The sequence below is a fragment of the Flavobacteriaceae bacterium GSB9 genome, assembly GCA_022749295.1.
Taxonomy (GTDB): Bacteria; Bacteroidota; Bacteroidia; order Flavobacteriales; family Flavobacteriaceae; genus Flavisericum.
The window spans coordinates 893,012-919,493 of record CP062007.1 but is presented as its reverse complement, the minus strand read 5'-3'; the positions used below and the strand labels follow the sequence as shown (position 1 = coordinate 919,493).

General features: G+C 36.1%; 24 protein-coding genes. 15 read left to right on the top strand and 9 right to left on the bottom strand.

Annotated features, from left to right (window positions below; all coding sequences use genetic code 11):
- Positions 1-37 precede the first annotated feature (37 nt).
- Positions 38-1,414, bottom strand: coding sequence for a dihydrolipoyl dehydrogenase (gene lpdA, locus GSB9_00804; GenBank protein UKM64257.1), 1,377 nt, complete (start codon positions 1,412-1,414; stop codon positions 38-40).
- A gap of 106 nt (positions 1,415-1,520) precedes the next feature.
- On the opposite strand from lpdA, the gene GSB9_00803 reads away from it, so the two are divergent.
- Together GSB9_00803 and GSB9_00802 are read left to right on the top strand one after the other, a co-directional pair.
- Entirely contained in the window at positions 1,521-2,804 is a 1,284-nt protein-coding gene (locus GSB9_00803; GenBank protein ID UKM64256.1) for an NAD(P)/FAD-dependent oxidoreductase, read from the top strand.
- A gap of 98 nt (positions 2,805-2,902) precedes the next feature.
- On the top strand, positions 2,903-3,838 hold the full coding sequence (locus GSB9_00802) for a nuclear transport factor 2 family protein (protein UKM64255.1): 936 nt from the start codon (positions 2,903-2,905) through the stop codon (positions 3,836-3,838).
- 48 nt (positions 3,839-3,886) lie between these two features.
- Here the strand turns inward: GSB9_00802 and GSB9_00801 are convergent, their stop codons facing one another.
- Entirely contained in the window at positions 3,887-4,438 is a 552-nt protein-coding gene (locus GSB9_00801; GenBank protein ID UKM64254.1) for a DUF1572 domain-containing protein, read from the bottom strand.
- A 56-nt stretch (positions 4,439-4,494) separates the two neighbouring features.
- Positions 4,495-4,971 (bottom strand): peptide-methionine (R)-S-oxide reductase MsrB, encoded by a 477-nt coding sequence (gene msrB / locus GSB9_00800; GenBank protein ID UKM64253.1) that lies wholly within the window; start codon positions 4,969-4,971, stop codon positions 4,495-4,497.
- Between the two features lie 152 nt (positions 4,972-5,123).
- Between msrB and GSB9_00799 the strand changes: the two genes are divergently transcribed.
- The 3 genes from GSB9_00799 to GSB9_00797 all read left to right on the top strand — a co-directional run bounded on the left by GSB9_00799 (position 5,124) and on the right by GSB9_00797 (position 8,187).
- On the top strand, positions 5,124-5,942 hold the full coding sequence (locus GSB9_00799) for a M48 family metallopeptidase (protein ID UKM64252.1): 819 nt from the start codon (positions 5,124-5,126) through the stop codon (positions 5,940-5,942).
- A 63-nt stretch (positions 5,943-6,005) separates the two neighbouring features.
- Positions 6,006-7,322, top strand: coding sequence for an MFS transporter (locus tag GSB9_00798; protein UKM64251.1), 1,317 nt, complete (start codon positions 6,006-6,008; stop codon positions 7,320-7,322).
- Positions 7,323-7,356: 34 nt separating this feature from the next.
- Positions 7,357-8,187 carry a hypothetical protein gene (locus GSB9_00797; protein ID UKM64250.1) on the top strand — a complete coding sequence of 277 codons (831 nt, stop codon included), beginning with the start codon at positions 7,357-7,359 and terminating at the stop codon, positions 8,185-8,187.
- 81 nt (positions 8,188-8,268) lie between these two features.
- On the opposite strand, the gene GSB9_00796 is transcribed toward GSB9_00797, so the two are convergent.
- The gene (locus GSB9_00796) at positions 8,269-10,815 is read right to left on the bottom strand and encodes an ATP-dependent Clp protease ATP-binding subunit (GenBank protein UKM64249.1); all 2,547 of its coding nucleotides are present in this window, start codon (positions 10,813-10,815) and stop codon (positions 8,269-8,271) included.
- 258 nt (positions 10,816-11,073) lie between these two features.
- Between GSB9_00796 and gyrA the strand changes: the two genes are divergently transcribed.
- The 3 genes from gyrA to GSB9_00792 all read left to right on the top strand — a co-directional run bounded on the left by gyrA (position 11,074) and on the right by GSB9_00792 (position 15,617).
- Positions 11,074-13,638: a DNA gyrase subunit A gene (gene gyrA / locus GSB9_00794; protein ID UKM64247.1), complete on the top strand. Its 2,565-nt coding sequence runs from the start codon at positions 11,074-11,076 to the stop codon at positions 13,636-13,638.
- A 16-nt stretch (positions 13,639-13,654) separates the two neighbouring features.
- Positions 13,655-14,905, top strand: a complete 1,251-nt coding sequence (locus tag GSB9_00793) for a tetratricopeptide repeat protein (protein UKM64246.1) — start codon at positions 13,655-13,657, stop codon at positions 14,903-14,905.
- A 226-nt stretch (positions 14,906-15,131) separates the two neighbouring features.
- A complete protein-coding gene (locus tag GSB9_00792) occupies positions 15,132-15,617 on the top strand; it encodes an N-acetyltransferase family protein (protein ID UKM64245.1) in 486 nt (161 codons plus the stop codon).
- Here GSB9_00792 and GSB9_00791 read toward each other — a convergent pair.
- A complete protein-coding gene (locus GSB9_00791; protein UKM64244.1) occupies positions 15,614-16,171 on the bottom strand; it encodes a thioredoxin family protein in 558 nt (185 codons plus the stop codon). The two genes, GSB9_00792 and GSB9_00791, sit on opposite strands and share 4 nt — an antisense overlap.
- Before the next feature lie 48 nt (positions 16,172-16,219).
- Between GSB9_00791 and GSB9_00790 the strand changes: the two genes are divergently transcribed.
- Positions 16,220-16,555, top strand: a complete 336-nt coding sequence (locus GSB9_00790) for a tRNA-binding protein (protein ID UKM64243.1) — start codon at positions 16,220-16,222, stop codon at positions 16,553-16,555.
- A gap of 74 nt (positions 16,556-16,629) precedes the next feature.
- On the opposite strand, the gene GSB9_00789 is transcribed toward GSB9_00790, so the two are convergent.
- Positions 16,630-17,016 carry a PUR family DNA/RNA-binding protein gene (locus tag GSB9_00789; GenBank protein ID UKM64242.2) on the bottom strand — a complete coding sequence of 129 codons (387 nt, stop codon included), beginning with the start codon at positions 17,014-17,016 and terminating at the stop codon, positions 16,630-16,632.
- Between the two features lie 161 nt (positions 17,017-17,177).
- On the bottom strand, positions 17,178-18,935 hold the full coding sequence (locus GSB9_00788) for an ABC transporter ATP-binding protein/permease (GenBank protein UKM64241.1): 1,758 nt from the start codon (positions 18,933-18,935) through the stop codon (positions 17,178-17,180).
- A 199-nt stretch (positions 18,936-19,134) separates the two neighbouring features.
- On the opposite strand from GSB9_00788, the gene nusB reads away from it, so the two are divergent.
- The 5 genes from nusB (at position 19,135) to GSB9_00783 (ending at position 21,982) form a co-directional block, all read left to right on the top strand.
- Positions 19,135-20,082 (top strand): transcription antitermination factor NusB, encoded by a 948-nt coding sequence (nusB, locus tag GSB9_00787; protein ID UKM64240.2) that lies wholly within the window; start codon positions 19,135-19,137, stop codon positions 20,080-20,082.
- An 80-nt stretch (positions 20,083-20,162) separates the two neighbouring features.
- Positions 20,163-20,639 carry a DUF1573 domain-containing protein gene (locus GSB9_00786; protein UKM64239.2) on the top strand — a complete coding sequence of 159 codons (477 nt, stop codon included), beginning with the start codon at positions 20,163-20,165 and terminating at the stop codon, positions 20,637-20,639.
- Positions 20,640-20,653: 14 nt separating this feature from the next.
- Positions 20,654-20,953 (top strand): preprotein translocase subunit YajC, encoded by a 300-nt coding sequence (yajC, locus tag GSB9_00785; protein ID UKM64238.1) that lies wholly within the window; start codon positions 20,654-20,656, stop codon positions 20,951-20,953.
- A 364-nt stretch (positions 20,954-21,317) separates the two neighbouring features.
- Positions 21,318-21,758: a GNAT family N-acetyltransferase gene (locus tag GSB9_00784; GenBank protein ID UKM64237.1), complete on the top strand. Its 441-nt coding sequence runs from the start codon at positions 21,318-21,320 to the stop codon at positions 21,756-21,758.
- A 32-nt stretch (positions 21,759-21,790) separates the two neighbouring features.
- Entirely contained in the window at positions 21,791-21,982 is a 192-nt protein-coding gene (locus tag GSB9_00783) for a hypothetical protein (protein ID UKM64236.1), read from the top strand.
- Between the two features lie 70 nt (positions 21,983-22,052).
- Here GSB9_00783 and GSB9_00782 read toward each other — a convergent pair whose 3' ends face one another.
- Positions 22,053-22,541, bottom strand: a complete 489-nt coding sequence (locus GSB9_00782; protein ID UKM64235.1) for a hypothetical protein — start codon at positions 22,539-22,541, stop codon at positions 22,053-22,055.
- Between the two features lie 144 nt (positions 22,542-22,685).
- Here GSB9_00782 and GSB9_00781 point away from each other — a divergent pair, with 144 nt between their 5' ends.
- Positions 22,686-25,607 carry an FAD-binding protein gene (locus tag GSB9_00781; protein ID UKM64234.1) on the top strand — a complete coding sequence of 974 codons (2,922 nt, stop codon included), beginning with the start codon at positions 22,686-22,688 and terminating at the stop codon, positions 25,605-25,607.
- Here the strand turns inward: GSB9_00781 and GSB9_00780 are convergent.
- On the bottom strand, positions 25,599-26,447 hold the full coding sequence (locus tag GSB9_00780; GenBank protein UKM64233.2) for a UDP-2,3-diacylglucosamine diphosphatase: 849 nt from the start codon (positions 26,445-26,447) through the stop codon (positions 25,599-25,601). The two genes, GSB9_00781 and GSB9_00780, sit on opposite strands and share 9 nt — an antisense overlap.
- Between the last annotated feature and the right edge of the window lie 35 nt (positions 26,448-26,482).

Sequence of the window (26,482 nt, the reverse complement as noted above, 5' to 3'; positions counted from 1 at the left end):
CCCAAAAGAGTTGCATTTTTTTACTTTGTATTATATTTTAAATATGAATCACTTCATCATAAGCAGCAGCAACGGCTTCCATTACGGCCTCACTCATAGTTGGGTGCGGGTGAATTGCTTTTAATACTTCATGTCCCGTAGTTTCAAGTTTTCTACCCAAAACGGCTTCAGCAATCATATCGGTTACTCCAGCACCAATCATGTGGCATCCTAACCATTCACCATATTTTGCATCAAAAATAACTTTAACAAAGCCTTCCTTGTTTCCACCGGCACTGGCTTTACCTGAGGCTGAGAATGGAAATTTTCCAACTTTTATATCGTATCCTTTTTCTTTGGCTGCTTTTTCAGTTAAACCTACACTGGCAATTTCTGGTGTGCAATACGTACAACCGGGAATATTTCCGTAGTCGATAGGTTCAACGTTATGGCCTGCTAATTTTTCAACACATAAAATACCTTCGGCAGAAGCAACGTGGGCTAATGCTTGACCAGGAGTAACATCGCCAATGGCGTAGTATCCGGGAATGTTGGTTTGGTAAAAATCGTTGACAAGAATCTTGTCACGGTCTACTACAATACCAACGTCTTCCAAACCTATGTTTTCAATATTGGTTTTTATTCCAACCGCACTTAAAATAACATCGGCTTCTAAAACTTCTTCACCTTTTTTAGTTTTTACGGTAGCTTTCACTCCTTTTCCAGAGGTGTCTACACTTGTAACTTCGGCAGAAGTCATGATATTTATGCCGCTTTTCTTAAACGAACGTTCCAATTGTTTTGAAACATCCTCGTCTTCAACAGGAACTACATTGGGTAAATACTCAACAATGGTAACTTCGGTTCCCATGGAATTGTAGAAATAAGCAAACTCAACACCAATTGCACCAGAACCAACAACAATCATTTTTTTAGGTTGTTTTTTAAGGCTCATAGCTTCACGGTAACCGATTACCTTTTCACCATCTTGTGGTAAACTTGGTAATTCACGAGAGCGTGCTCCGGTAGCGATTATAATATTATCAGCACTGTATTCTGTGCCGTCAACATCAACTTTTTTGCCTGGTTTAATTTTTCCGTAGCCTTCAATAACGTCTATTTTGTTCTTCTTCATTAAAAACTGAACACCCTTGCTCATACCATCGGCAACACCGCGGCTTCGTTTTACAACAGCATCAAAATCGTGCTTAGCGTCTTTTACATTTAAACCATAATCATCAGCATGTTTCAGGTATTCAAATACTTGAGCCGATTTTAAAAGGGCTTTTGTTGGAATACACCCCCAGTTTAAACATACGCCTCCAAGATTTTCTTTTTCAACTATAGCGGTTTTAAAACCCAATTGTGATGCTCTAATAGCTGTTACATAACCACCAGGCCCACTTCCAAGAACAATAATATCGTATTTACTCATCTGTTAAAATTTAGGCTACGAATTTACGAAATCGATTTTTAATAAAGAATTTAGAGCCCCTTAAATTTGCATCTTTATGCTACCTTTGTGTTGCAATAACAGATTTATGAATATACCAAAAACAAGTTATCCGCGAATTGTTATTATTGGTGGCGGTTTTGCAGGTGTTGCATTGGCAAAAAAATTATCGAAACAAGAAGTTCAGGTAGTACTGCTAGATAAACATAACTATCATACTTTTCAGCCTTTATTATACCAGGTTTCTACAGGAGGGTTAGAACCAGACTCTATTGCATATCCCATTAGAAAAATATTGAAGGATTTTCCTAATTTTTATTTTAGACTTGCTAATGTAGAGGAAATAAATACGGAAAAAAATAAGGTAGTCACCAATATAGGTAAACTTAAGTTTGATTATTTGGTAGTGGCTTCGGGGTCTAAGACCAATTATTTTGGAAATTCTCAAATAGAAAAGCACAGTATGGCCATGAAAACCATACCACAATCTTTAAATTTAAGAAGTTTAATTTTAGAGAACTTTGAGGATGCGCTACTAACATCCGACCTTAATGAGCGCAATGCTTTAATGAACTTTGTTATTGTGGGAGGTGGACCTACAGGTGTTGAACTTGCTGGAGCCTTGGCCGAAATTAAAAAAGGTATCCTTCCGAAGGATTACCCCGACTTAGATACCCGTATGGCTCAAATACACATTATACAGTCTGGTGATTGTATTTTAAAAGGGATGAGCGATCAAGCTTCGCAAAAAGCTGAAGACTTTTTAGAAAAATTAGGGGTTCAAATATGGAAAAACGTTAGGGTTACCAATTATGACGGAAAAACCGTAACAACAAATACCGACTTAACTTTTGAAGCAGCCACGGTTGTTTGGGCTGCTGGTGTGGAAGGCGCTACCATTAAAGGTTTAGATGCTAATGAATTTGTAACCCGTGACAATAGGGTTTTAGTTAATACGTTTAACCAAGTTATTGGGTTCGAGTATATTTTTGCCGTAGGCGATATTGCTTGTATGGTTACCGAAGAATTTCCTAACGGGCTGCCAATGATGGCACAGCCCGCTATTCAGCAGGGGGAACAGTTGGGAGATAACCTGCTCAGGCTTATTGAAGAAAAACCTATGGTGCCTTTTAGTTATAAAGACAAAGGCTCTATGGCAACTATTGGCAGGAATAAAGCCGTAGTGGACCTAAAACGATTTAAATTTCAAGGGGTGTTTGCCTGGTATGTTTGGATGTTTGTACACCTGTTTTTTTTAATTGGATTTAGAAACCGTATGGTTGTTTTTGTAAACTGGGTATATAACTACGTGCGTTTCGATAGAGAAGCCCGACTCATTATTCGTCCGTTTAAAAAGCAGTTAAAATCCTAACTATTGAAGTTTCGTTATTATTAGGGTAATATAAATCCTTGTTATTCAGATATTTTGGTTACATTTAAATTAATTAATTAACCAAATAACTATTAACAATGAAAAAACATGTCATTATTATCATGATGATGCTCTCAATCGTCATGTATTCCCAAAAGGAAAAAAACGGAAAAATTTATAGCGAGCATCCTGCAATAACCGCGGTTGAAGCCATGCAGCAAGCCTTTATAAAGGGCGATACCGTAGCACTTGCTGATTATTTGCACGACGACTTCAAAGCATTTAACGGGATGAACGATAATCCAGATTCCAAAGGCGTATCGAAGGAAGATATGTTGAAACAGTCTGCTTTTTGGGTAAATAATGCCTCCTATTTAAGCCTTGAAAGATCAAAAGGCGCTTATCCTGATGCCCTGGAATACGATAAAAGTGGTGTTTGGGTTCAAACCTGGGATCAACTTAAAGGCGTTCATAATAAAACAGGGGTTAAACTAGATATGCCAATCCATAGGTTGTTTAAAGTTGATGACAACAATAAGATTTTAACGATGATAACCTATGATGATGGAACGGTTTTTCAAGAATTAAGACAAGGATTTTCTACCAGAACAAACGGAAAACTTTACGATCAGCACGAATACATTAATACTGTTCGTAACATGGTTGCTGCCTTAGAACATGGAGATACTGAAAAAGGTTTCAGCCTCGATTATTTTACAGAAGATGCCAAATTCACTAATTTAGATATGGAGCTCGATGCTTTCAATACTTTGGAAGAGGAAAAGGAAAATTTCACAAAAATGTTAGAGCATTGGGATATTGAATCTATTGATGTTCGCGGATATCCTGATTATTTAGAGTACGAAAGGGATAATGGAAAAATTGTTCAGTCTTGGTGGCGTTTTAGGGTAAAAAGAAAATCTGATGGTAAAAAAATAACCGTTCCTGTGATGTTTGTTCATAGCTTTAATGACGACGGAAAGATTTTTCATGAAGCAGGTTATTATACTGCTGCAGCCATGATGAAGAAATAAACTCAAATAAAACTAGCGAAAAGAGGCTTCATACTATTGAAGCCTTTTTTATAAATCATCGGTAAAATGGCGTTTATCTTTTTTATTTCTGAATTTTTCTTGGTTATAACCAGAAGATTTTCCTTTGGGAATAGAGAGCGATTTCCAATCGTTTCCTTTTAAAAGTTTCCCCAAAAACACAATCTGCCCAACATGATAAGCATAATGTGCCAATTGCCTGTTTATGGCTTCCAAAACGGTGTGTCCGCCATTTCGAATATAAATAATCTGTTCTAAATCTTTTTCATTTAATGGCGCTAAAGCTTTAAAAAGACAATGCCAACCACTTTCCCACGACGCTACAAGTTCTTCTTTACTTAAGTAACTGGAAATAAATTCATCATCACGATTTCGCCACGATTTTTCACCATCTTCAGTTAAGAAATTGGTCCATCTGCTCAACATATTTCCTGCCATGTGTTTTACAATAATAGAAATACTATTAGAGTCTTCGTTAGCCTGCCATTGCATGTCTTCAAAAGAAAGCTGGCTAAAAGTTTTGTCGCCTAAACTTTTATAATACTCAAGCTGCTTTATAATACTGGATAAGTAACTTTTCATTTAGCAAATATATATGAAAATAAGTGATGCTTAAGTGTTTGTGATTTGCAAAATATTCATTTTTCTTTAGGAATAAAATCAAGGGCAACACCATTAATGCAGTGGCGCTTTCCTGTGGTGTTTTTGGGGCCGTCATTAAAAACGTGTCCCAGGTGCCCGCCACATGTTGCGCAATGTTCTTCTGTACGGGGGTAGCCTAACTTTTGGTCTGTAGAAAACGCTACATTACCCTTAATTTCTCTATCGAAGCTTGGCCACCCAGATCCCGAGTCAAATTTGTGTTCGCTTTTAAATAGCGGCGTTTGGCAGCCCGCACAAACATAAGTGCCTGCACTGTAGTTTTTGTTCAACGGACTTGAAAAAGCGGGTTCGGTACCAGCTTTTCTTAAAACATAAAATTCCATTTCGGTTAGTTCAGATTTCCACTCGGTTTCGGTTTTTGTTACCTTAAATTTTGGGGTTTTCTTTTTTTGTGTATTACCCTCGCAATTCAGAAACAAAGATAGTAGGGCAAATAGAGCTATTCTTTTCATGATATCGTTTTGGGAGTAGTCGTTATAAGATTATAAACATAACACCTAATGAAAGTGAAGTCGTGATTAAAAGGTGACCGATTATTATTAAAGGGGTCTTAATATTAAGGTATGATTTTTGTATTTTTATCTTAAATTAAAACTATCAAACAATGAAATTAAAAAACACTCTAATAATAATCGGTATTGTAGCACTTGCATTGTCATGCGCCACTAATCCTTTTACGGGTAAAAAAACGATGGCTTTAGTGCCAAATTCCCAATTGTTTCCTACAGCATTTGCTCAGTACGACCAATTTTTAAATGAAAATAAGGTTGTAAAAGGTACGAAAGAAGCCGAAATGATTACCCGAGTGGGGCAGCGAATTGCTGTGGCTGCAGAGCGGTGGTTAAATGCCAATGGGCATCAAGGATATTTAGCAGATTATAAATGGGAGTATAATTTAGTTGATGATAAAACTGTTAACGCTTGGTGTATGCCAGGAGGGAAAATAGTCTTTTACACAGGCATTTTACCAATAGCTGAGAGTGAAACTGGTGTAGCCGCAATTATGGGGCACGAGGTAGCACATGCGTTGGCAAACCACGGGCAACAACGCATGAGCGCCGGAATGCTACAGCAATTAGGGGCTGTGGCTGGAAATGTAGCCATTCAGGATGAGCAATCAAGAAATGCATTCAACCAATATTATGGCGTAGGGTCTCAATTGGGCGTAATGCTGCCTTTTAGTAGAGCCCACGAAACTGAAGCAGATAAAATAGGCTTGTATTTGATGGCCATTGCAGGCTATAACCCAAATGAAGCAGCAGAATTATGGAAGCGTATGAAAGCCAATAGTGGAGGGCAGGCTCCACCAGAAATTTTAAGTACCCACCCGTCAAATGATTCACGTATAGCTAACCTGGAGGCATTAGCGCCGAAAGCAATAGCCGAGGCAAAAAAATTCGGAATCACATCGTTTAGGGAATAACGTGTTCAGAATAAAAATATTTGACTACTTTAGAAGCTGCTAATAAAAAGGCAGCTTTTTTTTATGGACAATTTAAAAAAGGGAAGTAAAAAACTTCTTAACGCATGGGCTTTTTATGACTGGGCCAACTCGGTATATACATTAACCATTGCATCTTCAATTTTTCCTATTTTTTACTCGGCTTTGTTTGTTTCAACGGTATCTGAAATTAAAACCGTATGGGCCTTTGGTTTTGAGTTTAAAAGTACGGCACTTATCACTTTTGTTACAGCGTTTACCTTTTTGGTGGTTTCGGTAATGTCGCCTTTGCTTTCGGGTATTGCCGATTATGTGGGAAACAAAATGAATTTTTTGAAGTTTTTCTGTTATGTGGGTAGCGTGGGGTGTATTGGTCTTTATTGGTTTGATATTTCTCCCAGCGGTATACATTTAAGTTTGCTCTTTTACTTTATGGGGCTTATAGGCTATTGGGGGAGTTTGGTGTTTTATAATTCTTATTTGCCAGATATAGCGTTTCCCGAGCAGCAAGATAGTATCAGTGCCAAAGGGTTTTCAATGGGCTACATAGGCAGTGTAATTTTGCTTCTTATCAACTTGGGTATGGTGATGACGCAAGATGGGGGCGAAGCAAAAATGCAAATGATGCGCTATTCGTTTATAACCGTCGGTATTTGGTGGGCGTTATTTAGTCAATATACTTTTTATTATTTGCCCAAAGGAACATCTTCAGGACATAAAGTAACCTCAAAAGTTGTTCTTAACGGTTTTAAAGAATTGAAACAAGTTTGGAGGCAGCTAAAACAAAACTTAAGGTTGAAGCGTTATTTGTATGCCTTTTTTGTGTTCAGTATGGCTGTACAGACTATTATGCTTGTTGCCGTTTATTTTGGAGAGGAAGAAATTTCTTGGGCTAATACAGATGAAAAAACAACGGGGTTAATAACAAGTATTTTGGTTATTCAATTATTGGCAATCCTTGGTGCTATTTTAACATCCAGGGCATCAGCAAAATTTGGAAATATAAAAGCGTTAATAGGGGTAAACTTTATATGGATGAGCTTGTGTTTTTACGCTTATTTTATGAAAACTCCTATGGATTTCTACATAGCAGCTGGAATTGTTGGTTTGGTGATGGGCGGCGTACAGTCTTTGGCGCGATCTACATACTCAAAGTTTTTGCCTGAAACAGATGATACCACTTCTTATTTTAGTTTTTATGATGTAGCCGAAAAGATAGGTATTGTTATTGGTATGGTGATTTTTGCATCTATAGACCAAATAACTGGGACCATGCGTAATGCCATTCTGTTTTTGTTTATCTTCTTTCTATTTGGGATAATACTCTTGTTTAGGGTCCCAAAAAATGCGTCAGAAAAGTAATGTTATTACTATATTTAAAAAAAACTTTTTAAACATGAAACTTAACCAGTTTAAACCCTTTTTGGCAGCCACTCTGTTGTCTTTTGTTGTATCGTCTTGTAATATAGAACCTTATGATGGCGATTTGACCGAGAGTTCAACTAATGAACTCCAGGCCTCTTGTGAAGATGCTATCATAAAAACTTCAAATGAGGCATTGAACTATGCAAATGCTAACCCAGAAGACCTTAATTTCCCCGAATTGTGTATTGCCTATAAAAACGCTTTGGAAAACCAGATAACGGTCTGTGGAGATGTTGATGGTAGCATTCAAACAATTATTAATGCTTTAGGAGATTGTTCGACAGATATTGGTCAAAATGGTGATGGACATGCTTTTATGACTGCGAATTTAAAAGGTAAGCAATTTAATGATTTAAAACCCACTGGTTATTTTTTCAATGGAGTAGCTGTATCCCTTGATAACTTTTTTGTTGAAAATGAAAAAATTAATTATTTGAAAGTTCAAGGTGGGACAAATATTTTTCTTATTGATAACCTAACTGAAATAAATTTATATATACCAGAAAACAATTGGGAGGTTGGAACTTATGATTTAAATATTGACCCTAGAGCATATGATTCTGATTCAAAGGAAATACCGACACCTTTCATTTCTTTGGTTTTAACCGAAGGGCAATTGAATTATAATGCATTAGAAGGTGGAAAAATAACAATTACTGAGTTTAATCTAGTAGAAAGGGTGATAAAAGGGACATTTGAGTTTCCTTTTGAGGAGGTTTCGGGGAATAGTTCTGGAACAGAAATTTTTCAATGTAAAAATGGAACTTTTGATTATTCTCTAGATGATGAATATTTCGACTAGTTAAAAAATAAGACTATTATTAAAAACAAAAAATCCCACTAACAGCTTAGTGGGATTTTTTTGTTAGGAGACCTTCTATGTTTATGACTCCGTAGGCTTTTCGGCCTTCTTTATCGTAATTTTTAACTCCTCAGATTTTTTATCCAAATCAATGTTTATTTCATCACCTTCTTGCAGGTTTGATGCTACAATTTCTTCGGCTAAAGCATCTTCAACATACTTTTGGATGGCACGTTTTAACGGACGGGCACCATATTGTTTGTCGAAACCTTTTTCAGCTATAAAATCTTTTGCTGCATCAGTAAGTGTTAATTGGTAACCGAGACCTTTAATTCTCGCAAGGAGTTTTTCTAATTCTATATCGATGATTTTGTTGATGTCATCTTTTTCCAAAGGATTAAATACAACAACATCGTCAATACGGTTTAAAAACTCTGGAGCAAACGATTTTTTCAAGGCGTTTTCAATAACACTTCTAGCGTTCGCATCTTCTTGGGCTTTTTGTGAAGCGGTGCCAAAACCAATACCGGTACCAAAATCTTTTAATTTACGAGCACCAATATTAGACGTCATGATTATAATAGTGTTTCTAAAATCAATTTTTCTTCCTAAACTATCGGTTAGGTAACCGTCGTCAAGTACTTGTAACAACATATTGAAAACATCTGGATGCGCCTTTTCAATTTCATCTAAAAGAATTACGGCGTAAGGTTTGCGGCGTACTTTTTCAGTTAATTGACCGCCTTCTTCGTAGCCCACATATCCTGGGGGCGCACCAATTAATCTAGAGATGGCGAATTTCTCCATGTATTCGCTCATGTCTATTCTTACTAAAGAATCTTCGCTATCAAATAGTTCGCGAGAAAGCACTTTAGCCAATTGGGTTTTGCCAACACCAGTTTGCCCTAAGAAAATAAACGAACCAATAGGTTTGTTGGGGTCTTTAAGTCCGGCACGGTTACGTTGAATGGCTTTTACCACCTTTCCAACAGCTTCATCTTGACCGATAACTTTTCCTTTGATAAGTTTAGGTAATTCCGCTAATTTGTTGATTTCGGTTTGTGCTATACGATTAACAGGAATCCCAGTCATCATTGAGATAACATCGGCCACATTGTCTTCGGTAACAATCTCGCGATGTTGTTTGGTGTCTTCTTCCCATTTTTCTTGAGCTATAGCCAATTCTTTTTCGAGACGTTTTTCATCATCCCTGAGTTTAGCAGCTTCTTCATATTTCTGCTTCCTAACAACAGCGTTTTTGGTTTCTTTAATGGCTTCCAATTCTTTTTCAAGCTCAATAATTTGTTTGGGCACATCAATATTGGTGATGTGTACGCGAGAGCCAGCTTCGTCTAAAGCATCAATGGCTTTGTCGGGAAGAAACCGCTCAGTCATGTAACGGTTTGTTAATTTTACGCAAGCTTCAATGGCTTCTGGCGTGTAATCAACGTTGTGGTGTTCTTCGTATTTAGATTTGATGTTATTGAGAATTTCAATGGTTTCTTCAACCGTTGTAGGTTCAACAATCACTTTTTGGAAACGTCGTTCAAGAGCACCATCTTTTTCAATATACTGCCTGTACTCATCTAACGTGGTAGCACCAATGCATTGAATTTCGCCACGCGCCAATGCGGGTTTAAACATGTTTGAGGCGTCGAGACTTCCAGTAGCGCCACCGGCACCAACTATAGTGTGTATTTCATCAATAAACAAAATAACGTCATCGTTTTTTTCCAATTCGTTCATCACGGCTTTCATGCGTTCCTCGAACTGTCCACGGTATTTTGTTCCGGCTACTAAACTGGCTAAATCGAGTGTAACTACGCGTTTATTGAATAGTATACGCGACACTTTCCGTTTTACAATTCTAAGCGCCAAACCTTCAGCAATGGCCGATTTACCAACGCCCGGTTCACCAATTAAAAGCGGATTGTTTTTCTTTCTTCGGCTTAAAACCTGTGAAACGCGTTCAATTTCTTTTTCTCTTCCAACCACAGGGTCTAGTTTTCCTTCTTCGGCGAGGGCGGTTAAATCACGCCCAAAATTATCCAAGACAGGGGTTTTTGATTTTTTGTTGCTCTTGCCCGAAGGGGAATTAAATATGTCTTTAGAAGAGTCGTCGCCTGTGCTAGTATCATCGTCTTGGAATGATTCTGCTTTGGGCTCTATATAGTCGTTATCGTTTGTAATCATAAGTTTGAATTGTTCTTTAACATTATCGTAGTCAACTTTAAGCTTATTTAAAAGCTTGGTAGTGGGGTCGTTTTCATTCCGTAAAATACAGAGTAAAAGGTGTGCTGTATTGATAGAAGTACTTTGAAATAATTTGGCTTCTAAAAACGTTGTTTTTAAAGCGCGTTCTGCTTGTCTTGTTAAGTGCAGGTTTTTCTTTTGATTGGAAGTCACGGCAATATTTGGGTTTGCCGGGCTTAAAATCTCTACTTTGCGCCTTAAGTGGTTTAGGTCTATTTCAAGGGCATTCAATATATTTATAGCTTTGCCATTGCCATCGCGTAAAAGTCCAAGCATTAAGTGTTCGGTACCTATGAAATCATGGCCCAAACGCAAGGCTTCTTCTTTGCTGTAAGCAATAACATCTTTAACTCTTGGTGAAAAATTATCATCCATATCCTTATCCTTTCTGCATTAAAAATAGTAAAACATTTTACTAAAGGCAAAAACTATACCTTAAATTGTCAATGAAATGCTAATTGACGAAAAAAACTTAATAAAATCAAAATTTACGAGTTCTTATTTATTAACTAAAAAACACCTGAAAATTGTTAATAAAAACATGAAAAAATACCGTTGAACGGCTTACCACTACTGATGAAATACTTATATTAGCATGTTTTGAAAAACTGATTAAATTAAATTGAAATATTTATGGCAGAAGGAGAAAAATTGATCCCTATTAATATTGAGGATGAAATGAAATCGGCCTACATTGATTATTCAATGTCGGTCATTGTGTCACGTGCTTTACCAGATGTTAGAGATGGGTTAAAACCCGTACACCGTCGTGTGCTTTATGGAATGCACGAATTGGGTGTTAGAGCAAACACGGCACACAAAAAGTCTGCTAGAATAGTAGGGGAAGTTTTAGGTAAGTATCATCCACATGGTGATACTTCGGTCTACGATGCTATGGTGCGTATGGCTCAGGAGTGGAGCTTGCGTTATATGTTGGTCGATGGCCAAGGTAACTTTGGCTCTATTGATGGAGACAGCCCTGCGGCAATGCGTTATACAGAAGCACGTATGCGTAAAATATCTGAAGATATGTTGGCCGATATTGAAAAGGAAACGGTTGACCATCAATTAAATTTTGACGATACATTAAAAGAACCAACAGTATTACCTACCAGAATACCAGGGCTTTTGGTAAATGGAGCTTCAGGTATAGCGGTTGGAATGGCAACTAATATGCCTCCGCACAACCTTACCGAGGTAGTCAATGGAACCATTGCTTACATTGATAATAATAATATAGAGGTTGATGAACTTATTCAATACATAAAAGCTCCAGATTTTCCAACTGGGGGTACTATTTATGGTTATGATGGCGTTCGTGAAGCATTTCAAACTGGTCGTGGACGTATTGTAATACGTGCAAAAGCTAATGTAGAGGAGGTAAATGGGCGTGAGTGTATTGTGGTTACTGAAATTCCTTATCAAGTGAATAAGGCAGATATGATTAAGAAAACTGCCGATTTGGTTAATGAGAAAAAACTAGAAGGCATTTCTTCTATAAGAGATGAATCTGATAGAAAAGGGATGCGTATCGTTTATGTATTAAAACGTGATGCCATCCCAAACATCGTGTTGAATAAATTGTTTAAATATACAGCGCTTCAATCATCTTTTAGTGTTAACAATATTGCTTTAGTTGATGGACGTCCGCAGTTATTAAATTTAAAAGACTTAATCCATTATTTTGTAGAGCACAGGCACGATGTGGTTGTTCGCCGTACCAAGTACGAATTGCGAAAGGCTGAAGAACGTGCTCATATTTTGGAAGGGTTGATTATTGCTTCAGATAATATTGATGAAGTAATCGCATTAATTAGAGCGTCATCCAATGCCGAAGAAGCACGTGAAAAATTAATAGAACGTTTCGAACTTACCGAAATTCAGGCAAAAGCCATTGTTGAAATGCGCTTACGCCAATTAACAGGCCTGGAGCAAGATAAATTGCGTGCGGAGTATGAAGATTTAATAAAAACCATTGAAGACTTAAAAGATATCCTTGACAAGAAAGAAAGAAGAATGGATATTATCAAAGAAGAGTTGGAAGAGGTTAGGGATAAATACGGAGACGAACGCCGTTCAACAATTGAGTATGCTGGTGGCGACTTAAGTATTGAAGATATGATTCCGGATGAGCAAGTGGTTATTACCATTTCGCATGCTGGTTACATAAAACGTACGTCGCTTAATGAATACAAAACCCAAAATAGGGGAGGTGTTGGCCAAAAAGCTTCAACAACAAGAAATGAAGATTTCCTTGAGCATTTGTTCGTGGGTACCAATCATCAATATATGTTGTTCTTTACCCAAAAAGGAAAATGTTTCTGGATGCGTGTTTATGAGATTCCGGAAGGAAGCAAAACTTCAAAAGGAAGAGCCATTCAAAACCTAATAAATATCGAACAGGATGATAAGGTTATGGCGTTCATTTGTACGCAAGACCTTAAAGATGAAGACTACATCAACAGCCATTACGTAATAATGGCAACTAAAAATGGTCAAGTTAAAAAGACATCTTTGGAGCAATATTCACGTCCGCGTACCAATGGTATCAACGCGATCACTATTAAAGATAATGATGAATTGTTAGAAGCCAAATTAACAACTGGTAACAGTCAAGTGATGTTGGCTTTAAAATCAGGTAAAGCTATTCGTTTTGAAGAAGCAAAAACACGCCCAATGGGAAGAAACGCTTCAGGTGTTCGTGGTATTACTTTGGGCCACGATAACGACGAAGTAATAGGTATGATTACCGTTGAAAACCCTCAAGAAGAATCGGTATTAGTGGTTTCTGAAAACGGTTACGGTAAACGTACTTATGTAGACGACCCCGAAGATGGAGAACCAGTTTACCGAATCACCAATCGAGGCGGGAAAGGTGTTAAAACGATTTCGATTACCGAAAAAACAGGCGGTTTGGTTGCCATAAAAAGCGTTACCGATAAAGATGATCTCATGATTATCAATAAATCTGGAATTGCCATTCGTATGGTCGTGGAAGATTTAAGAGTTATGGGTCGCGCTACCCAAGGAGTTAAATTAATCAATTTAAAAGGTAAAGATTCTATAGCTGCTGTTGCGAAAGTTATGCATGATGAGGATGATGTTGATGTTGACGAAACTACCGGAACCACTAACGCTCCCGAAGGTGGCACAACTCTTGATGTTAATAATGAAGAAAACAATAACACTGAAAGTTAAATTTAATATTACAAAAATGAAAAAAGGAATTCTTTTAGCTTTGGCAGTTTCAATTAGTGCATTTTCATTTGCGCAAAAAAAGGAATTGAGAACTGCAGATAAAGCTATTAAATCAAACAATTTTGCAGAAGCTAAGTCTGCATTAAACCAGGCCAAATCTATGATGTCCGAAATGGACGAAAAGTTAAAGGCTAAATACTATTATTTAAAAGCTCAAGCACTATATGCTAACGGTAAAGGATCTGATGCCGATATCGATGAGTCCCTAGAAACCTTAAACATGGTTAAAGGTGACTACGAGTCTGAAGTTGCTGAGTTAAAGCAAACCATGGTTAACAACATGATAACCGTTGGTAACGAGGCTTACGAAGCCCAAGATTTTTCTAAAGCTTCAAAATATTTCGAAAGATCTTACCGCGCTTCAAAAAAAGATACTTTGTTCCTTTATTATGCCGCGGCTACAGCTGTTAACGTTAAAGAATACGACAGAGCTCTTGAGTTATATGAAGAACTTAAAGACATGGGCTACACGGGTATAAAAACCGAGTACTTTGCAACAAATGTTGAGTCTGGAGAAGAAGAAGTTTTAGACAAAAACACGAGAGATCTTTATGTAAAAGCCAAAAGTCACATAAAGCCAGGTGAGCGTAAAACAGAGTCTAAAAAGCCAGAGATTGTTAAAAACATTGCGTTAATTTATGTTAGCCAAGGCAATGATGAAAAAGCACTTGAGGCTATTAAAGATGCCAGAAGTGAAAACCCTGAGGATATCAATTTAATATTAAGTGCTGCCAATATTCACTTTAAATTAGGAAATACAGAAGAATTTACAGAGCTTCTAAAAAAGGCTACCGAAATGGACCCTCAAAACCCAGAGTTGCAATATAATTTAGGTGTTGTAGCGGCTGAAGCTAAACACTATGAAGAGGCAAGGGCTTATTATGAGAAAGCTATTGAATTAGACCCTAGTTACGTAAACGCTTATATTAACGTTGCGGCCCTTATTCTAGAAGGTGAAAAACCAATTATTGAAGAAATGAATGGTCTTGGTACGTCTTCTGCTGATAACAAACGTTATGATGAGTTGAGGGAAAAACGTCAAGACTTATATAAAGATGCAGTACCGTTTTTATCTAAAGCCCTAGAAATTGCTCCTAAAAATATTAATGCAGCAAAAACCTTAATGAACATCTATAGTATTTTGGGTGAAACCGAAAAAAGAAATGCATTAAAAGAAAAAGTAGAGGCTCTAGAAGCTGGAAACTAAGAACAACAACAAAGTTAAGTGCTGATTTTTTGTATATTGATTCAGCAGGTTAACTAAAAAACAGTTTACGCCAAACAGGATAATCGAAAGTTTATTTTGTTTGGCGTAAATATTTATGTTTGGTTAGTTTCATTTCTTAAAACTATTTGTGTACAACAATTAATTTTACTTGAGTTTTTATCAAAATTTTTAATATTCATCAACAATAAAAAATCGCATACTTTAAATGATTCGGTCAGTACATATAAACGACGCAAAAGCACTATTGGAAATCTACAACTATTACGTTTTGCATTCTGTAGCTACTTTTGACAATCAGCCATTAAGTTTACAAGTATTCATAGATAAATTAACCCAAATTAATGCTGAATATCCTTTTTTGGTTTTTGAATACGAAAACGAAATTTTGGGTTATGCCTACGGAAGTAAATTTAGACCCAAACCCGCTTATAAAAATACCGTTGAAACCACGGTTTACGTAAAACAAAATGCTCACGGAAAACAAATAGGGAGTAAGCTTTATGCTAAATTATTAAAGCAATTAAAAGCACAGAGTTTCCATATGGCGCTTGGGGTTTTAACATTGCCTAACGAAGCCAGTGTAAAACTGCACAACAAATTCAATTTTACCCAAGTGGCCTACTTAAAAGAAGTAGGCTTTAAGTTTGGTAAATGGTTGGATGTAGGAATATTTGAGCTAAAACTCAACTAAGATTTCCATTTAATATTACAACCTAAGCTAGGTTTTTGTAAGGTCTTGTTTTCTTTATTTTCAATTAAACAATCTAGTGCATGCCTTAAATCTTCACCAGTTAAAGGTATTCCGTTTTCAGGTCTGGAGTCATCTAGTTGCCCCCGGTAAACCAATTTTAAATTTTCATCAAAAACATAAAAATCTGGAGTACAGGCTGCATCGTAAGCCTTTGCTACTTCTTGTGTTTCGTCGTATAAATACGGAAACGGATAGTTGTTTTCTTTGGCATGAGCTTTCATTTTTTCGGGCGAATCTTGAGGATAATTCACAACATCATTACTAGAAATAGCAACAAAACCAAATCCTTTTTCGACATAAGTATTGGCCACATTCACTATTTCTTCGTTAACATGAATTACAAAAGGACAATGGTTACAAATAAACATGACAACGGTACCCTTTTTGCCTTTAACCGTATCTATATTTATAAGTTTATCATTAACCGTGTCCGGTAATTCAAAATGAGGTGCTTTTGTGCCTAACGGAAGCATATTTGAAGGTGTACGTGCCATAATTTAAAAGTTTATTCCAAAGTTCGTGATAATTTGTATTTTTAAAAAATGAATGACAAGATAACTTTTGAAGACTTCACGAAAGTGGATTTACGTGTGGGAACTGTAATAGCGGTAAACGATTTCCCGAAAGCTAGAAAACCGGCATATCAACTTGTTGTGGATTTTGGCAGTTTGGGGATAAAAAAAACATCGGCGCAAATTACAACGCGCTATAGAAAAGAAGGTTTATTGAACCGACAGGTTTTGGCTGTGGTTAATTTCCCTAAAAAACAGATTGCTAATTTTATGAGCGATTGTTTAATTGTAGGAGCAGTTGACGGAAAGGATGTTGTGCTTTTAAAGCCCGAACAAAACGTTCAAAACGGAGCAGTAGTAAGCTAATAAGCGCATAAAAAAAACCGTAACATTTAATGTTAAGTGTTACGGTTTTTTTATGTTTTATGATAGAAAGAGGTTTAAATATCTTCAAAGTCAATATCTGTGAAACTATCAGTGCTTTTCAGTTGATCTTCGGTAACACGTTCGTTGTTGTTGTTGTATTCTTTTTTGAAGTCTTTTTGGTGACGTTCGCTAATAACTTCGTTACCTTTTTCTCGTATGATATAATCTGTAGTTTCAGCTAGAATTTCTTTAAACTCATCAAAATCTTCTTTGTAGATGTATATTTTATGTTTTTTGTAATAAAACGACCCATCGTCATTAGTAAATTTTTTGCTTTCGGTTATCGTCAAGTAATAATCTTCTGCCTTTGTAGCCCTTACGTCAAAAAAATAGGTGCGTCTTCCTGCTCTTAATACTTTCGAAAAAATTTCCTCTTTCTCCATCATACCGTTGTTATTCATTGTGTATTTAAATTTTGTTTAGAAATCAATGGTGTATCAAAAATCTAAAAAAAACAGATACTAACCAACATTTTTTAAAGTTTCTTTTTAAAGTCTCTGATTTTGATAAATTTTATTGAAAAAAATAGAGTTTTCGTTTGTTACTTCTAATTTTTAATAGGCTAATCTTCAGTTGTTTCACTTAATTGTTTTAAGTAGAGGCTTTTGTAATACCCTTCTTGATTTATAAGTATTTCGTGTGTGCCTTCCTGAATAATTTTACCGTTATCGAGAACAATTATTTTATCGGCATTTTTAGCTGAAGACACCCGGTGACTTACAATGACCGATGTTTTACCTCTCGAAATTTTACCGAGTGTTTTTAATATTTTTTCTTCAGTTTCGGTATCTACAGCAGAAAGGCAATCGTCGAACAACAGAATTTTTGGTGATTTGATAATGGCACGTGCAATAGAAACCCGTTGTTTTTGCCCGCCAGAAAGGGTAATGCCGCGTTCGCCCAAAACAGTATCGTAGCCTTTGTTAAACTTTATGATGTTTTTATGAACTTGAGCATTTTTCGCAGCTTCAATAACCTCTTGATCGGTAGCTTCTTGTTTTCCGAATTTGATATTGTTCTTAATAGTATCTGAAAACAAAAACGCATCTTGGGGTACATATCCAATACTATTTCGCAACGATGTTAAATGGTGTTGGTCTATATTAATGTCGCCAATGGTTATTTGGCCTTTTTCAATATCGTAAAGCCTGCCAATTAGATCTAAAATAGTAGATTTTCCAGAGCCAGTTTTTCCTAAAATGGCCAATGTTTCACCTTCTTTAATATTGAAACTTACGCCTTGTAATGCTTGGATGTTGGTGTCGTCATAAGTAAAATAAACGTCTTTAAAGGTAATATTGCCGTTAATTTCGGTTTCTGTTTCAACAGTGTTTTTAATCTCTGGTTCAATTTTTAAAAATTCATTGATTCGTTTCTGCGATGCTTCTGCCTGCTGTACAATCGAAGTAACCCAACCTACTGTTGCTACCGGCCATGTAAGCATATTTACATATATGATGAATTCAGCTATGGTTCCAATGCTTTCAATTTCACCATTTATATATTGCATGCCACCAATGTAAATAACCATGAGGTTACTTGTGCCAATAAGCAAAATCATGATAGGAAAAAACCAAGCTTGCACTTGTGTTAAATGAATTTGTTTTTCCTTACTGCCTTCGGCAAGCATTTTAAAGTTGACAGAGGTTTGTGGTTCTATGCCATAGGCTTTTATAACCGAAATCCCACTAAATGATTCTTGGGTAAACGTAGAAAGTTTGGACAGGTATTCCTGAACGATTGTACTACGCTTGTGTATTTCTCGACTTAGTTTGTAAATGATAACCGATAGTATGGGTAGGGGTACAATCGTGTACAATGTTAGTTTTGGCGATGCATTTACCATATATATGATAACAATGGTAAATAATGTAAAGGTATTAATGCTGTACATAAGTGCGGGGCCAAAATACATACGTACGCGGCCAACGTCTTCGGTAATGCGGTTTATTAAATCGCCCGTTCTGTTTTTTTTGTAAAAATTGAGCGATAGTTTTTGGTATTGTTCATAAACTTCATTTTTTAAATCAAACTCAATATAGCGTGATACATTAATAATGGTTTGTCTCATGAAAAAGGTAAGTATGCCTCCAATAATTGCAGCTCCAATAATGTACAATATCACTTCGGTAAGTTCTGCCTTTATCGTGGCTTTGCTTACACCGCCATCCATGTAGTTTTCAATAACAATAAATATTTGCTTAACATATCTTGGTGTAAACAACAAAAATATACGGGCAACAATGGTTATTATAATACCTAAAATAAGGTGTGTTTTGTACTTAAAAAAGTATTTGTTTAAGTGCTGTAGTTCTTTCATTATGGATATAAAGATAGAAAGGCAAATATAGGGTTAAAATAGTAATAAGCATTACTGCTCTGTTAAGCGAAGTGTTAAAAATAGTTTAAACCTTAAAAGGAATTAAAGTAAATTAAAAGTATGTGGTTTTTAAATATAGTCTTATTTTTGCCGCGTGAAACCGAGATATATTTTCATCTTTTAAAAAGAGTTCTTTGTAATGATGTTGAGCAGGCGACATATTCGTGTAAAAGTAATGCAAACGCTTTATGCCTTTAAGGGTAGTGAAAGTGATGATTTTAGTAAAGACCAAAAGTTTTTGCTCTTTAGTGTAGACAATATGTACAATTTGTATTTGTTGTTGATTTCGTTGTTGGTCGAAGTACAGAAAAAGGCTGAAACCGATTTAGAAAAAAAACAAAAAAAGCATTTAGCAACAGAAGAAGACCGCAACCCCAACCGTAAGTTTGTTAACAACGAAGTTTTAAACTTGTTGTTAGAAAATGAGCAGCTTAAAGAAGCTTTTAAAGCGCATAACACAAATTACTGGGATATGGATGATGAGTATGTTGAGGTAATCTTTAAAGCTGTTGTTTCTAGTGATTTGTATAAAGAATACATGAAAACAAGGGTGTCTAATTTTAAAGAAGACAAGGAATTTATTGTCGATATTTTTAAAGAAGTCATTGCTCCAAACGATAAACTTTACGATTATTTAGAGGACAAGAACCTTACTTGGTTAGATGATTTGCCTACAGTAAACACCACTATTTTAAAACTTTTAAGAAAGGCAAAGCCTAAGGTGGCTGATAATTACTTTACCCCAAAACTTTATAAAGATATTGAAGACAAGCGCTATGCCATAGAGCTTTTTAAAAAAACATTGTTAAACCGCTCGGCTATAAACAAGGAAATAGAAACCAAAACCAAAAACTGGGATGCAGACCGTATTGCGGCTATAGATTATACCTTGTTACAAATGGCTATTTGCGAACTTAAAAACTTCCCTTCAATTCCAGTAAAAGTAACCATTAACGAATATTTAGAAATTTCAAAAGAATACTCAACGCCAAAAAGCAGTATATTCATTAACGGTATTCTGGATAAATTGGTAAAAGAATATGAAACATCGGGAGTTTTGAATAAAGTTGGCCGTGGGCTTATGTAATTTTGTTAAGAAAGCCTGAAAAATTTTTAATCGGTTAAATAATTGCTATTTTTGTTCACCTTAAAACTAATATGTCTATTATGAAAAAAATAATTTTAAGCCTAAGTGCCTTATGTTTGGTGGCTTTTACTTCTTGTAAAGAAAATGCCGCTAAAAAAATAGAAGAGAGCAATGTGACTGCCGCTGCAGAAAGAGATGCTGTTGCATCAAAATTTCCAGTTATTGAATTTGACAAGACCGAGCATGATTTTGGAGAAATAGAAGCCAAAACACCGGTACAAACCGAGTTTAGTTACACTAATACAGGAGATGCTCCTTTGGTAATTACAGATATTAAAAGTTCATGCGGATGTACTGTGCCACAAGATTGGAGTAGAGAACCGTTGGCACCAGGAGATTCTGGGAAATTTACTGTAAAGTTTAACGGAAGTGGATCTAACAAAGTGACAAAAACTATTACAGTTACTGCAAACACCGAAAAGGGAAGCGAAATTGTAAAAATAACAGCGTTTGTAAAACCAGATCCAAACAAGGCAACAGCAGCTGCTGCTCACTAATTAAATTTAAACAAATGGGAGAAGGAGGAATAGGTGGTTTTCTACCGATAATATTAATGTTTGTTGTGGTATATTTCTTTATGATTGCACCGCAAATGAAACGTGCAAAAAAAGAAAAGAAATTTGCTGCAGAGTTAAAACGTGGTGACAAAGTGGTTACCAAAAGTGGCTTGCATGGAAAGATTGCAGACTTAAACGATAAAGACAACAGTTGCATTATTGAAACTTTAGCAGGAAAACTTAAGTTTGATAAATCTGCTATTTCGATGGAAATGAGCAACAAACTTAATGCACCAGCCAAACCGGCAAAATAAAATAAACGTATTTTTTATACAAATAAGGGCTTTCTTTTTAAGGAAGCCCTTATGTTGTTTAACATAGTTTTATGATTATAATAAAGCCTCTAATTTGCTATTGGAGTGGTGTTTTCGTAATTTTGCAAAACATGGGTAAAGGAATTCAAAAAAAACAAAATTATAGGGTCTTCAATTTTAATTATTTGGTGTTCAGAAACCAGTCCGAAAAATTTATACCTCCTCCATCAAAAATTTTAATATAAACAGAAATTGCTTTTCTGGCTGTGCGCTATATTTTTAGTGCTTAAATTAGTTTCACCCTATTCATTTAAGTTTACCCTAATTTCATCCTTTTTAATTAGGCTGACAATAAATATTTTACATGACAATTAAAACCTATGATGCTTTTTCAAGGCTATCAATTATTGACATAAATCGTGTTACCAACTTTTTGTTTCAAAATTTTGACAAGTTTAGAGATTCTAAAAGCGCAATAAGAAAATCTTTAATGTACGCAGCCAAAGAAACGCCTGGTTTGGGTGGCTACGTATTTGTTTTGGAAGAAAAAGATGAAGTTCTTGGCGCAGTAGTGGTCAATAGAACGGGAATGAACGAATACCTTTCTGAAAACATTTTGGTTTACGTGGCCGTAAAAAAAGAGCACAGAGGAAAAGGCTTGGGCAGAAAATTAATAGAACACACCATTAAGTATTGTAAAGGGGACATTGCCATACATATAAATCAAGACAACCCTGCCATAAATTTATTTAAGGATAAAGGGTTTAAGCCAAGAAATATTGAGATGAGGTTAGAACGACCTTAAGCCTATATTCAAACCCTAACAAAAGAAAATACATGAAATTACTATATATAAAAAGAAATACAAAGTATGAAAAACGATATACCCTTAAAATGGGAGAATTAACAACGCGAATCACTTCCATAAAACGCTATGTTTTTGGTTTGCCAATTCAAACCCTGCATGAGCGAAGACGAACCTACTATGGTCAAGTTAAGAATTACGATGATCGCATGTTGTTTGTTTAATAAAGATATTGTTTTAAACATAACAAAAAAGCACCCAAAATGGGTGCTTTTTTTTAGTAATTATATTGTTTTAAAATTGGTAACGAATACCAAGCGCGACATCAAAATCTAGGTCATCTCTATAATCTCCAAAACCAAATTCAGGTCTGGCATCGATAGAAATTTGAAGCGGAATGTTGAAATTATATTCAATTCCAATGTCTCCAGCAGCAAAAATAAAGGTTTCGCTATTATCATCATACCCGACAAAATCGCGATCAAAGCTGTAAGAACCTAAACCGCCACCAACACCAGCGTACCAATTAAAGTCGCCATCCAATAGCCAAACCCACTGGTAGATACCCGCAAGTTTAAAACCATCGTAGCCATTTCCACTTCTAAGCCCTAAGTCAACTTCCAATCGATTGTTGGCGCCTAAAGCACGTTGATAAGAAATTTCAGCTCCAAACCCATCACTGTCACCTAAACGTAAACCAATGGCATTTTCCGAAAAATCTTGGGCATTCGATGTTAAAGCGAATCCAAATACTGCAACTGATAATAAAAATAATTTCTTCATAAAGTATAAGTTTTTGTTAATTAAATATACGATCTTTTTGAATAAAAAGATCATTTTTGTTCAAAGTGTTATTTCACAAAAATAAAGCCAATATTGTAATTATATTTGTATGCCACATAATTTTATAAACAATATCTCCGTTTCATGACGTTAACATCACACTTACAGGAACTAAGCAAAAATCTTACTGGAGAACTATTTTTTGATGACTTAATAAAATCTATTTATGCCACCGATGCTTCTGTATACAGAAAGTTGCCACTTGCCGTTGCATATCCTAAAAATAAGGAAGATTTAAAGTTGCTTATAGCTTTTGCAACAACACATAAAACGTCCTTGATTCCTAGAACGGCAGGCACTTCTTTGGCGGGCCAATGCGTTGGCGAAGGTATTGTTGTTGATGTCTCAAAATATTTTACTAAGATTATAAGTTTTGATGAAAAGAGAAAAACAGTTACCGTCCAGCCGGGTGTAGTGCGCGATGCTCTAAATAATTACCTAAAACCTTACGGCTTGTTTTTTGGGCCCAACACATCAACATCAAATCGGTGTATGATTGGTGGAATGGTAGGGAATAATTCTTCAGGAACCACTTCCATTCAGTACGGCGTAACGCGCGATAAGATTATTGAAATGCAAACCATTTTGAGTGATGGTAGCGAAGCTGTTTTTGGCGAATTAACCTCGGAAACCTTTCAGCAAAAAACAAAACAAAAAAATCTTGAAGGGCAGATTTATTATACGATTTATTCTGAACTGGAATCAGAAGCCGTTCAAAATCAAATCAGGGACAATTTTCCAAAGCCAGAAATCCACAGAAGAAACACAGGTTATGCTATTGACGAACTAATTAATACTGAAGTATTCACTAAAACCGATGAAAAGTTCAATATGTGTAAGCTACTTTCGGGAAGTGAGGGCACCTTGGCCTTTACCACGCAAGTTACATTGAAATTAGATGTATTGCCGCCTCCCGAAGCTATTGTCGTTGCCATACATTTCGAGAGTATTGAAAAATGCCTAAATGCTGTAGCGCTCACCATGAGCCACAATTTGTATGCTTGCGAAATGATGGATAAAACCATATTAGATTGCACCATGCAAAACAAAACACAATACGAAAACCGACAATTTATAGTTGATGACCCCAAAGCCATTTTAATGTGCGAAGTTCGTGCCAATACACTAGACGAAGTTACTACTTTGGCCGAAAGTTTGATAAAAGATATCGAAGCTTCAAATTTAAGCTATGCTTACCCAAAATTGGTAGGCGATGATGTAAATAAGGCTAACAATTTAAGGAGTGCTGGATTGGGGCTTTTAGGCAATATTATTGGTGATAAAAAATCGGCCGCATGTATAGAGGATACAGCTGTTGCCTTACCAGATTTAGCCAATTATATTTCAGAATTTTCAGCGTTGATGAAAGGCTATAATCAAGACGCTATTTATTATGCTCATGCTGGAGCTGGAGAACTGCATTTACGACCCACGTTGAATTTAAAAAAGTCTGAAGATGTCGCTCTGTTCAGAAAAATAACGACCGATGTGGCACATCTCGTTAAAAAATATAATGGCTCCATGAGTGGCGAACATGGCGATGGTATTGTGCGAGCAGAGTTTATTCCGTTAATGATTGGTAATGAGAATTACGACATAATAAAACGAATAAAAACGGCTTTTGATACGAACAACATTTTTAACCCTGGGAAAATTGTTGATGCCTATCCTATGGATAAGTCCTTGCGTTACCAACCCGACAGAAAAGAGCCAGAAGTAGAAACGCTTATGGATTTCTCAAAATCGCTCGGTATTTTAAGGGAAGCCGAAAAATGTAACGGCTCTGGCGATTGCCGAAAGCTGCCTGAATTTGGAGGCACCATGTGCCCAAGTTATCGCGCCACAAGAAATGAAAAGGACACAACACGCGCCCGGGCCAATGCTTTGCGTGAGTTTTTAACCAATTCAGATAAAGCCAATAAATTTGATTATAAAGAATTAAAAACGGTTTTCGATTTGTGTTTAAGCTGTAAGGCTTGTGCTAGCGAGTGCCCAAGTAGTGTTGATGTAGCTGCATTAAAGGCAGAGTTTTTGTATCAATACCAAAAATCGAATGGGGTGTCCTTGCGCACCAAGTTATTCGCATATAACAACAAGGTAAATAGGTTAGGAAGTATATTACCAAAACTTACCAATTTTGTGTTTTCAAACGGTGCTACGTCGTCCTTTTTAAAAAAACGTTTTGGAATAGCACCAAAAAGAACTTTACCGTTGATTTCTGAAAAAAGCTTAAGTAAAGAATACAAAAGTAGAAGCTCAGACTTGCCTAAAAATAACACCATCAAAACTGTGTACCTGTTTAATGATGAGTTTACAAATTATTTAGACACACCTATTGGGGTTGATGCTATAGAGTTATTAACCATACTAAACTACAAGGTTAAAATTATTGGTCATGCCGAATCCGGACGCTCGTTTTTATCAAAGGGGTTATTGGAACAGGCCAAAGCAGTAGCCAATAAAAACATTTCAATTTTTAAGGATTTGATTGCTGAAGATACACCGCTTTTGGGAATCGAGCCATCGGCTATTTTAACCTTTAGGGACGAATATTTAAAACTTGCCGATGATAAAGCTTCGGCTGAAACCTTATCAAAAAATTGCTTTTTGATGGAAGAGTTCATTCAGCATGAAATAGAATTGGGAAACATTACACCCGAACAATTCACCACCGAAGCAAAAATAATAAAACTCCATGGGCATTGCCATCAAAAATCGTTGAGTAATCAACTCTCTAGTTTTTCGGCATTAAATCTTCCCAAAAATTATAAAGTAACCATTATTCCTAGTGGCTGTTGCGGCATGGCCGGAAGTTTTGGATATGAAAAGGAGCATTACGATGTAAGTATGAATGTTGGCGAGCAAACGTTATTTCCTGCAGTAAGAAAAGCTTCGCCCGATACTATAATAGCGGCCAACGGAACGAGTTGTAGGCACCAAATAAAGGATGGAACCGATAGAGATGCTAAACATCCTGTAACAATTTTAAGAGAAGCTTTAGCTTGATTTTTTGTTATGCTGTTCTACAATAGTTATGGCAGCGATTAAATCTTTAACTTCCATGTCAACAAAGTCATCTTCAACCACAAAAGGGGCGAGTTTGTCTTTGTTGAAGTTATAAATTTTCCAGCGCTTGAATTGATATTCCAATGCTGTGAAGTTTTCCACCCAATCACCAGAATTGAGGTACATGGTTTGCCCCAGTTTATTTTCTTTATAAACCATTTTAGGTTGATGAATATGGCCACATATTACGTAGTCGTAACCGTTTTCAATGGCTAAATCAGAAATTACGGTTTCATAGTCTTTAATGTATTTAACGGCACCTTTTACACCATTTTTTATCTTTTTGGACAATGAGTAGCGCTCTTTTCCACGTTTTTCCAAGTACCAATTTACCATTCGGTTTAATAGAATCAAAAAGTCGTAACCATAGCCACCCAATTTAGCTAACCATTTGGCATTTTGAATGGAAATATCGAATACATCACCATGAAAAAACCAAGCCCGTTTTCCGTCGAGTTTCAAAACCGCTTTATCTACAATAGAAATGTTGCCAATAGTAGTATTGCTAAATTTTCTAAGCATCTCATCATGGTTACCTGTAATGTAAATTACCTCTACACCATTAGAAGCCATGGTCATTATTTTTTTTATGACCTTTAAGTGTGGCTTAGGGAAGTATCGTTTGCTAAATTGCCAAATATCTATAATGTCGCCATTCAGGACAAGTTTTTTAGGTTCAATACTGTTTAGGTAGGTTAATAGGTGCTTGGCATGGCAACCGTAAGTTCCTAAATGAACATCGGATATTACAGCAACTTCTAATTTCCTTTTAATCTTCAAAATGCGTGGTGATTCGTTTTTTTACAAATTACACC

Bases quoted from the DNA above. Each gene is read 5' to 3' on its own strand.
- lpdA (UKM64257.1), bottom strand. From the start codon at position 1,414: ATGAGTAAATACGATATTATTGTTCTTGGAAGTGGGCCTGGTGGTTAT.
- GSB9_00803 (UKM64256.1), top strand. From the start codon at position 1,521: ATGAATATACCAAAAACAAGTTATCCGCGAATTGTTATTATTGGTGGC.
- GSB9_00802 (UKM64255.1), top strand. From the start codon at position 2,903: ATGAAAAAACATGTCATTATTATCATGATGATGCTCTCAATCGTCATG.
- GSB9_00801 (UKM64254.1), bottom strand. From the start codon at position 4,438: ATGAAAAGTTACTTATCCAGTATTATAAAGCAGCTTGAGTATTATAAA.
- msrB (UKM64253.1), bottom strand. From the start codon at position 4,971: ATGAAAAGAATAGCTCTATTTGCCCTACTATCTTTGTTTCTGAATTGC.
- GSB9_00799 (UKM64252.1), top strand. From the start codon at position 5,124: ATGAAATTAAAAAACACTCTAATAATAATCGGTATTGTAGCACTTGCA.
- GSB9_00798 (UKM64251.1), top strand. From the start codon at position 6,006: ATGGACAATTTAAAAAAGGGAAGTAAAAAACTTCTTAACGCATGGGCT.
- GSB9_00797 (UKM64250.1), top strand. From the start codon at position 7,357: ATGAAACTTAACCAGTTTAAACCCTTTTTGGCAGCCACTCTGTTGTCT.
- GSB9_00796 (UKM64249.1), bottom strand. From the start codon at position 10,815: ATGGATGATAATTTTTCACCAAGAGTTAAAGATGTTATTGCTTACAGC.
- gyrA (UKM64247.1), top strand. From the start codon at position 11,074: ATGGCAGAAGGAGAAAAATTGATCCCTATTAATATTGAGGATGAAATG.
- GSB9_00793 (UKM64246.1), top strand. From the start codon at position 13,655: ATGAAAAAAGGAATTCTTTTAGCTTTGGCAGTTTCAATTAGTGCATTT.
- GSB9_00792 (UKM64245.1), top strand. From the start codon at position 15,132: ATGATTCGGTCAGTACATATAAACGACGCAAAAGCACTATTGGAAATC.
- GSB9_00791 (UKM64244.1), bottom strand. From the start codon at position 16,171: ATGGCACGTACACCTTCAAATATGCTTCCGTTAGGCACAAAAGCACCT.
- GSB9_00790 (UKM64243.1), top strand. From the start codon at position 16,220: ATGAATGACAAGATAACTTTTGAAGACTTCACGAAAGTGGATTTACGT.
- GSB9_00789 (UKM64242.2), bottom strand. From the start codon at position 17,016: ATGAATAACAACGGTATGATGGAGAAAGAGGAAATTTTTTCGAAAGTA.
- GSB9_00788 (UKM64241.1), bottom strand. From the start codon at position 18,935: ATGAAAGAACTACAGCACTTAAACAAATACTTTTTTAAGTACAAAACA.
- nusB (UKM64240.2), top strand. From the start codon at position 19,135: ATGATGTTGAGCAGGCGACATATTCGTGTAAAAGTAATGCAAACGCTT.
- GSB9_00786 (UKM64239.2), top strand. From the start codon at position 20,163: ATGAAAAAAATAATTTTAAGCCTAAGTGCCTTATGTTTGGTGGCTTTT.
- yajC (UKM64238.1), top strand. From the start codon at position 20,654: ATGGGAGAAGGAGGAATAGGTGGTTTTCTACCGATAATATTAATGTTT.
- GSB9_00784 (UKM64237.1), top strand. From the start codon at position 21,318: ATGACAATTAAAACCTATGATGCTTTTTCAAGGCTATCAATTATTGAC.
- GSB9_00783 (UKM64236.1), top strand. From the start codon at position 21,791: ATGAAATTACTATATATAAAAAGAAATACAAAGTATGAAAAACGATAT.
- GSB9_00782 (UKM64235.1), bottom strand. From the start codon at position 22,541: ATGAAGAAATTATTTTTATTATCAGTTGCAGTATTTGGATTCGCTTTA.
- GSB9_00781 (UKM64234.1), top strand. From the start codon at position 22,686: ATGACGTTAACATCACACTTACAGGAACTAAGCAAAAATCTTACTGGA.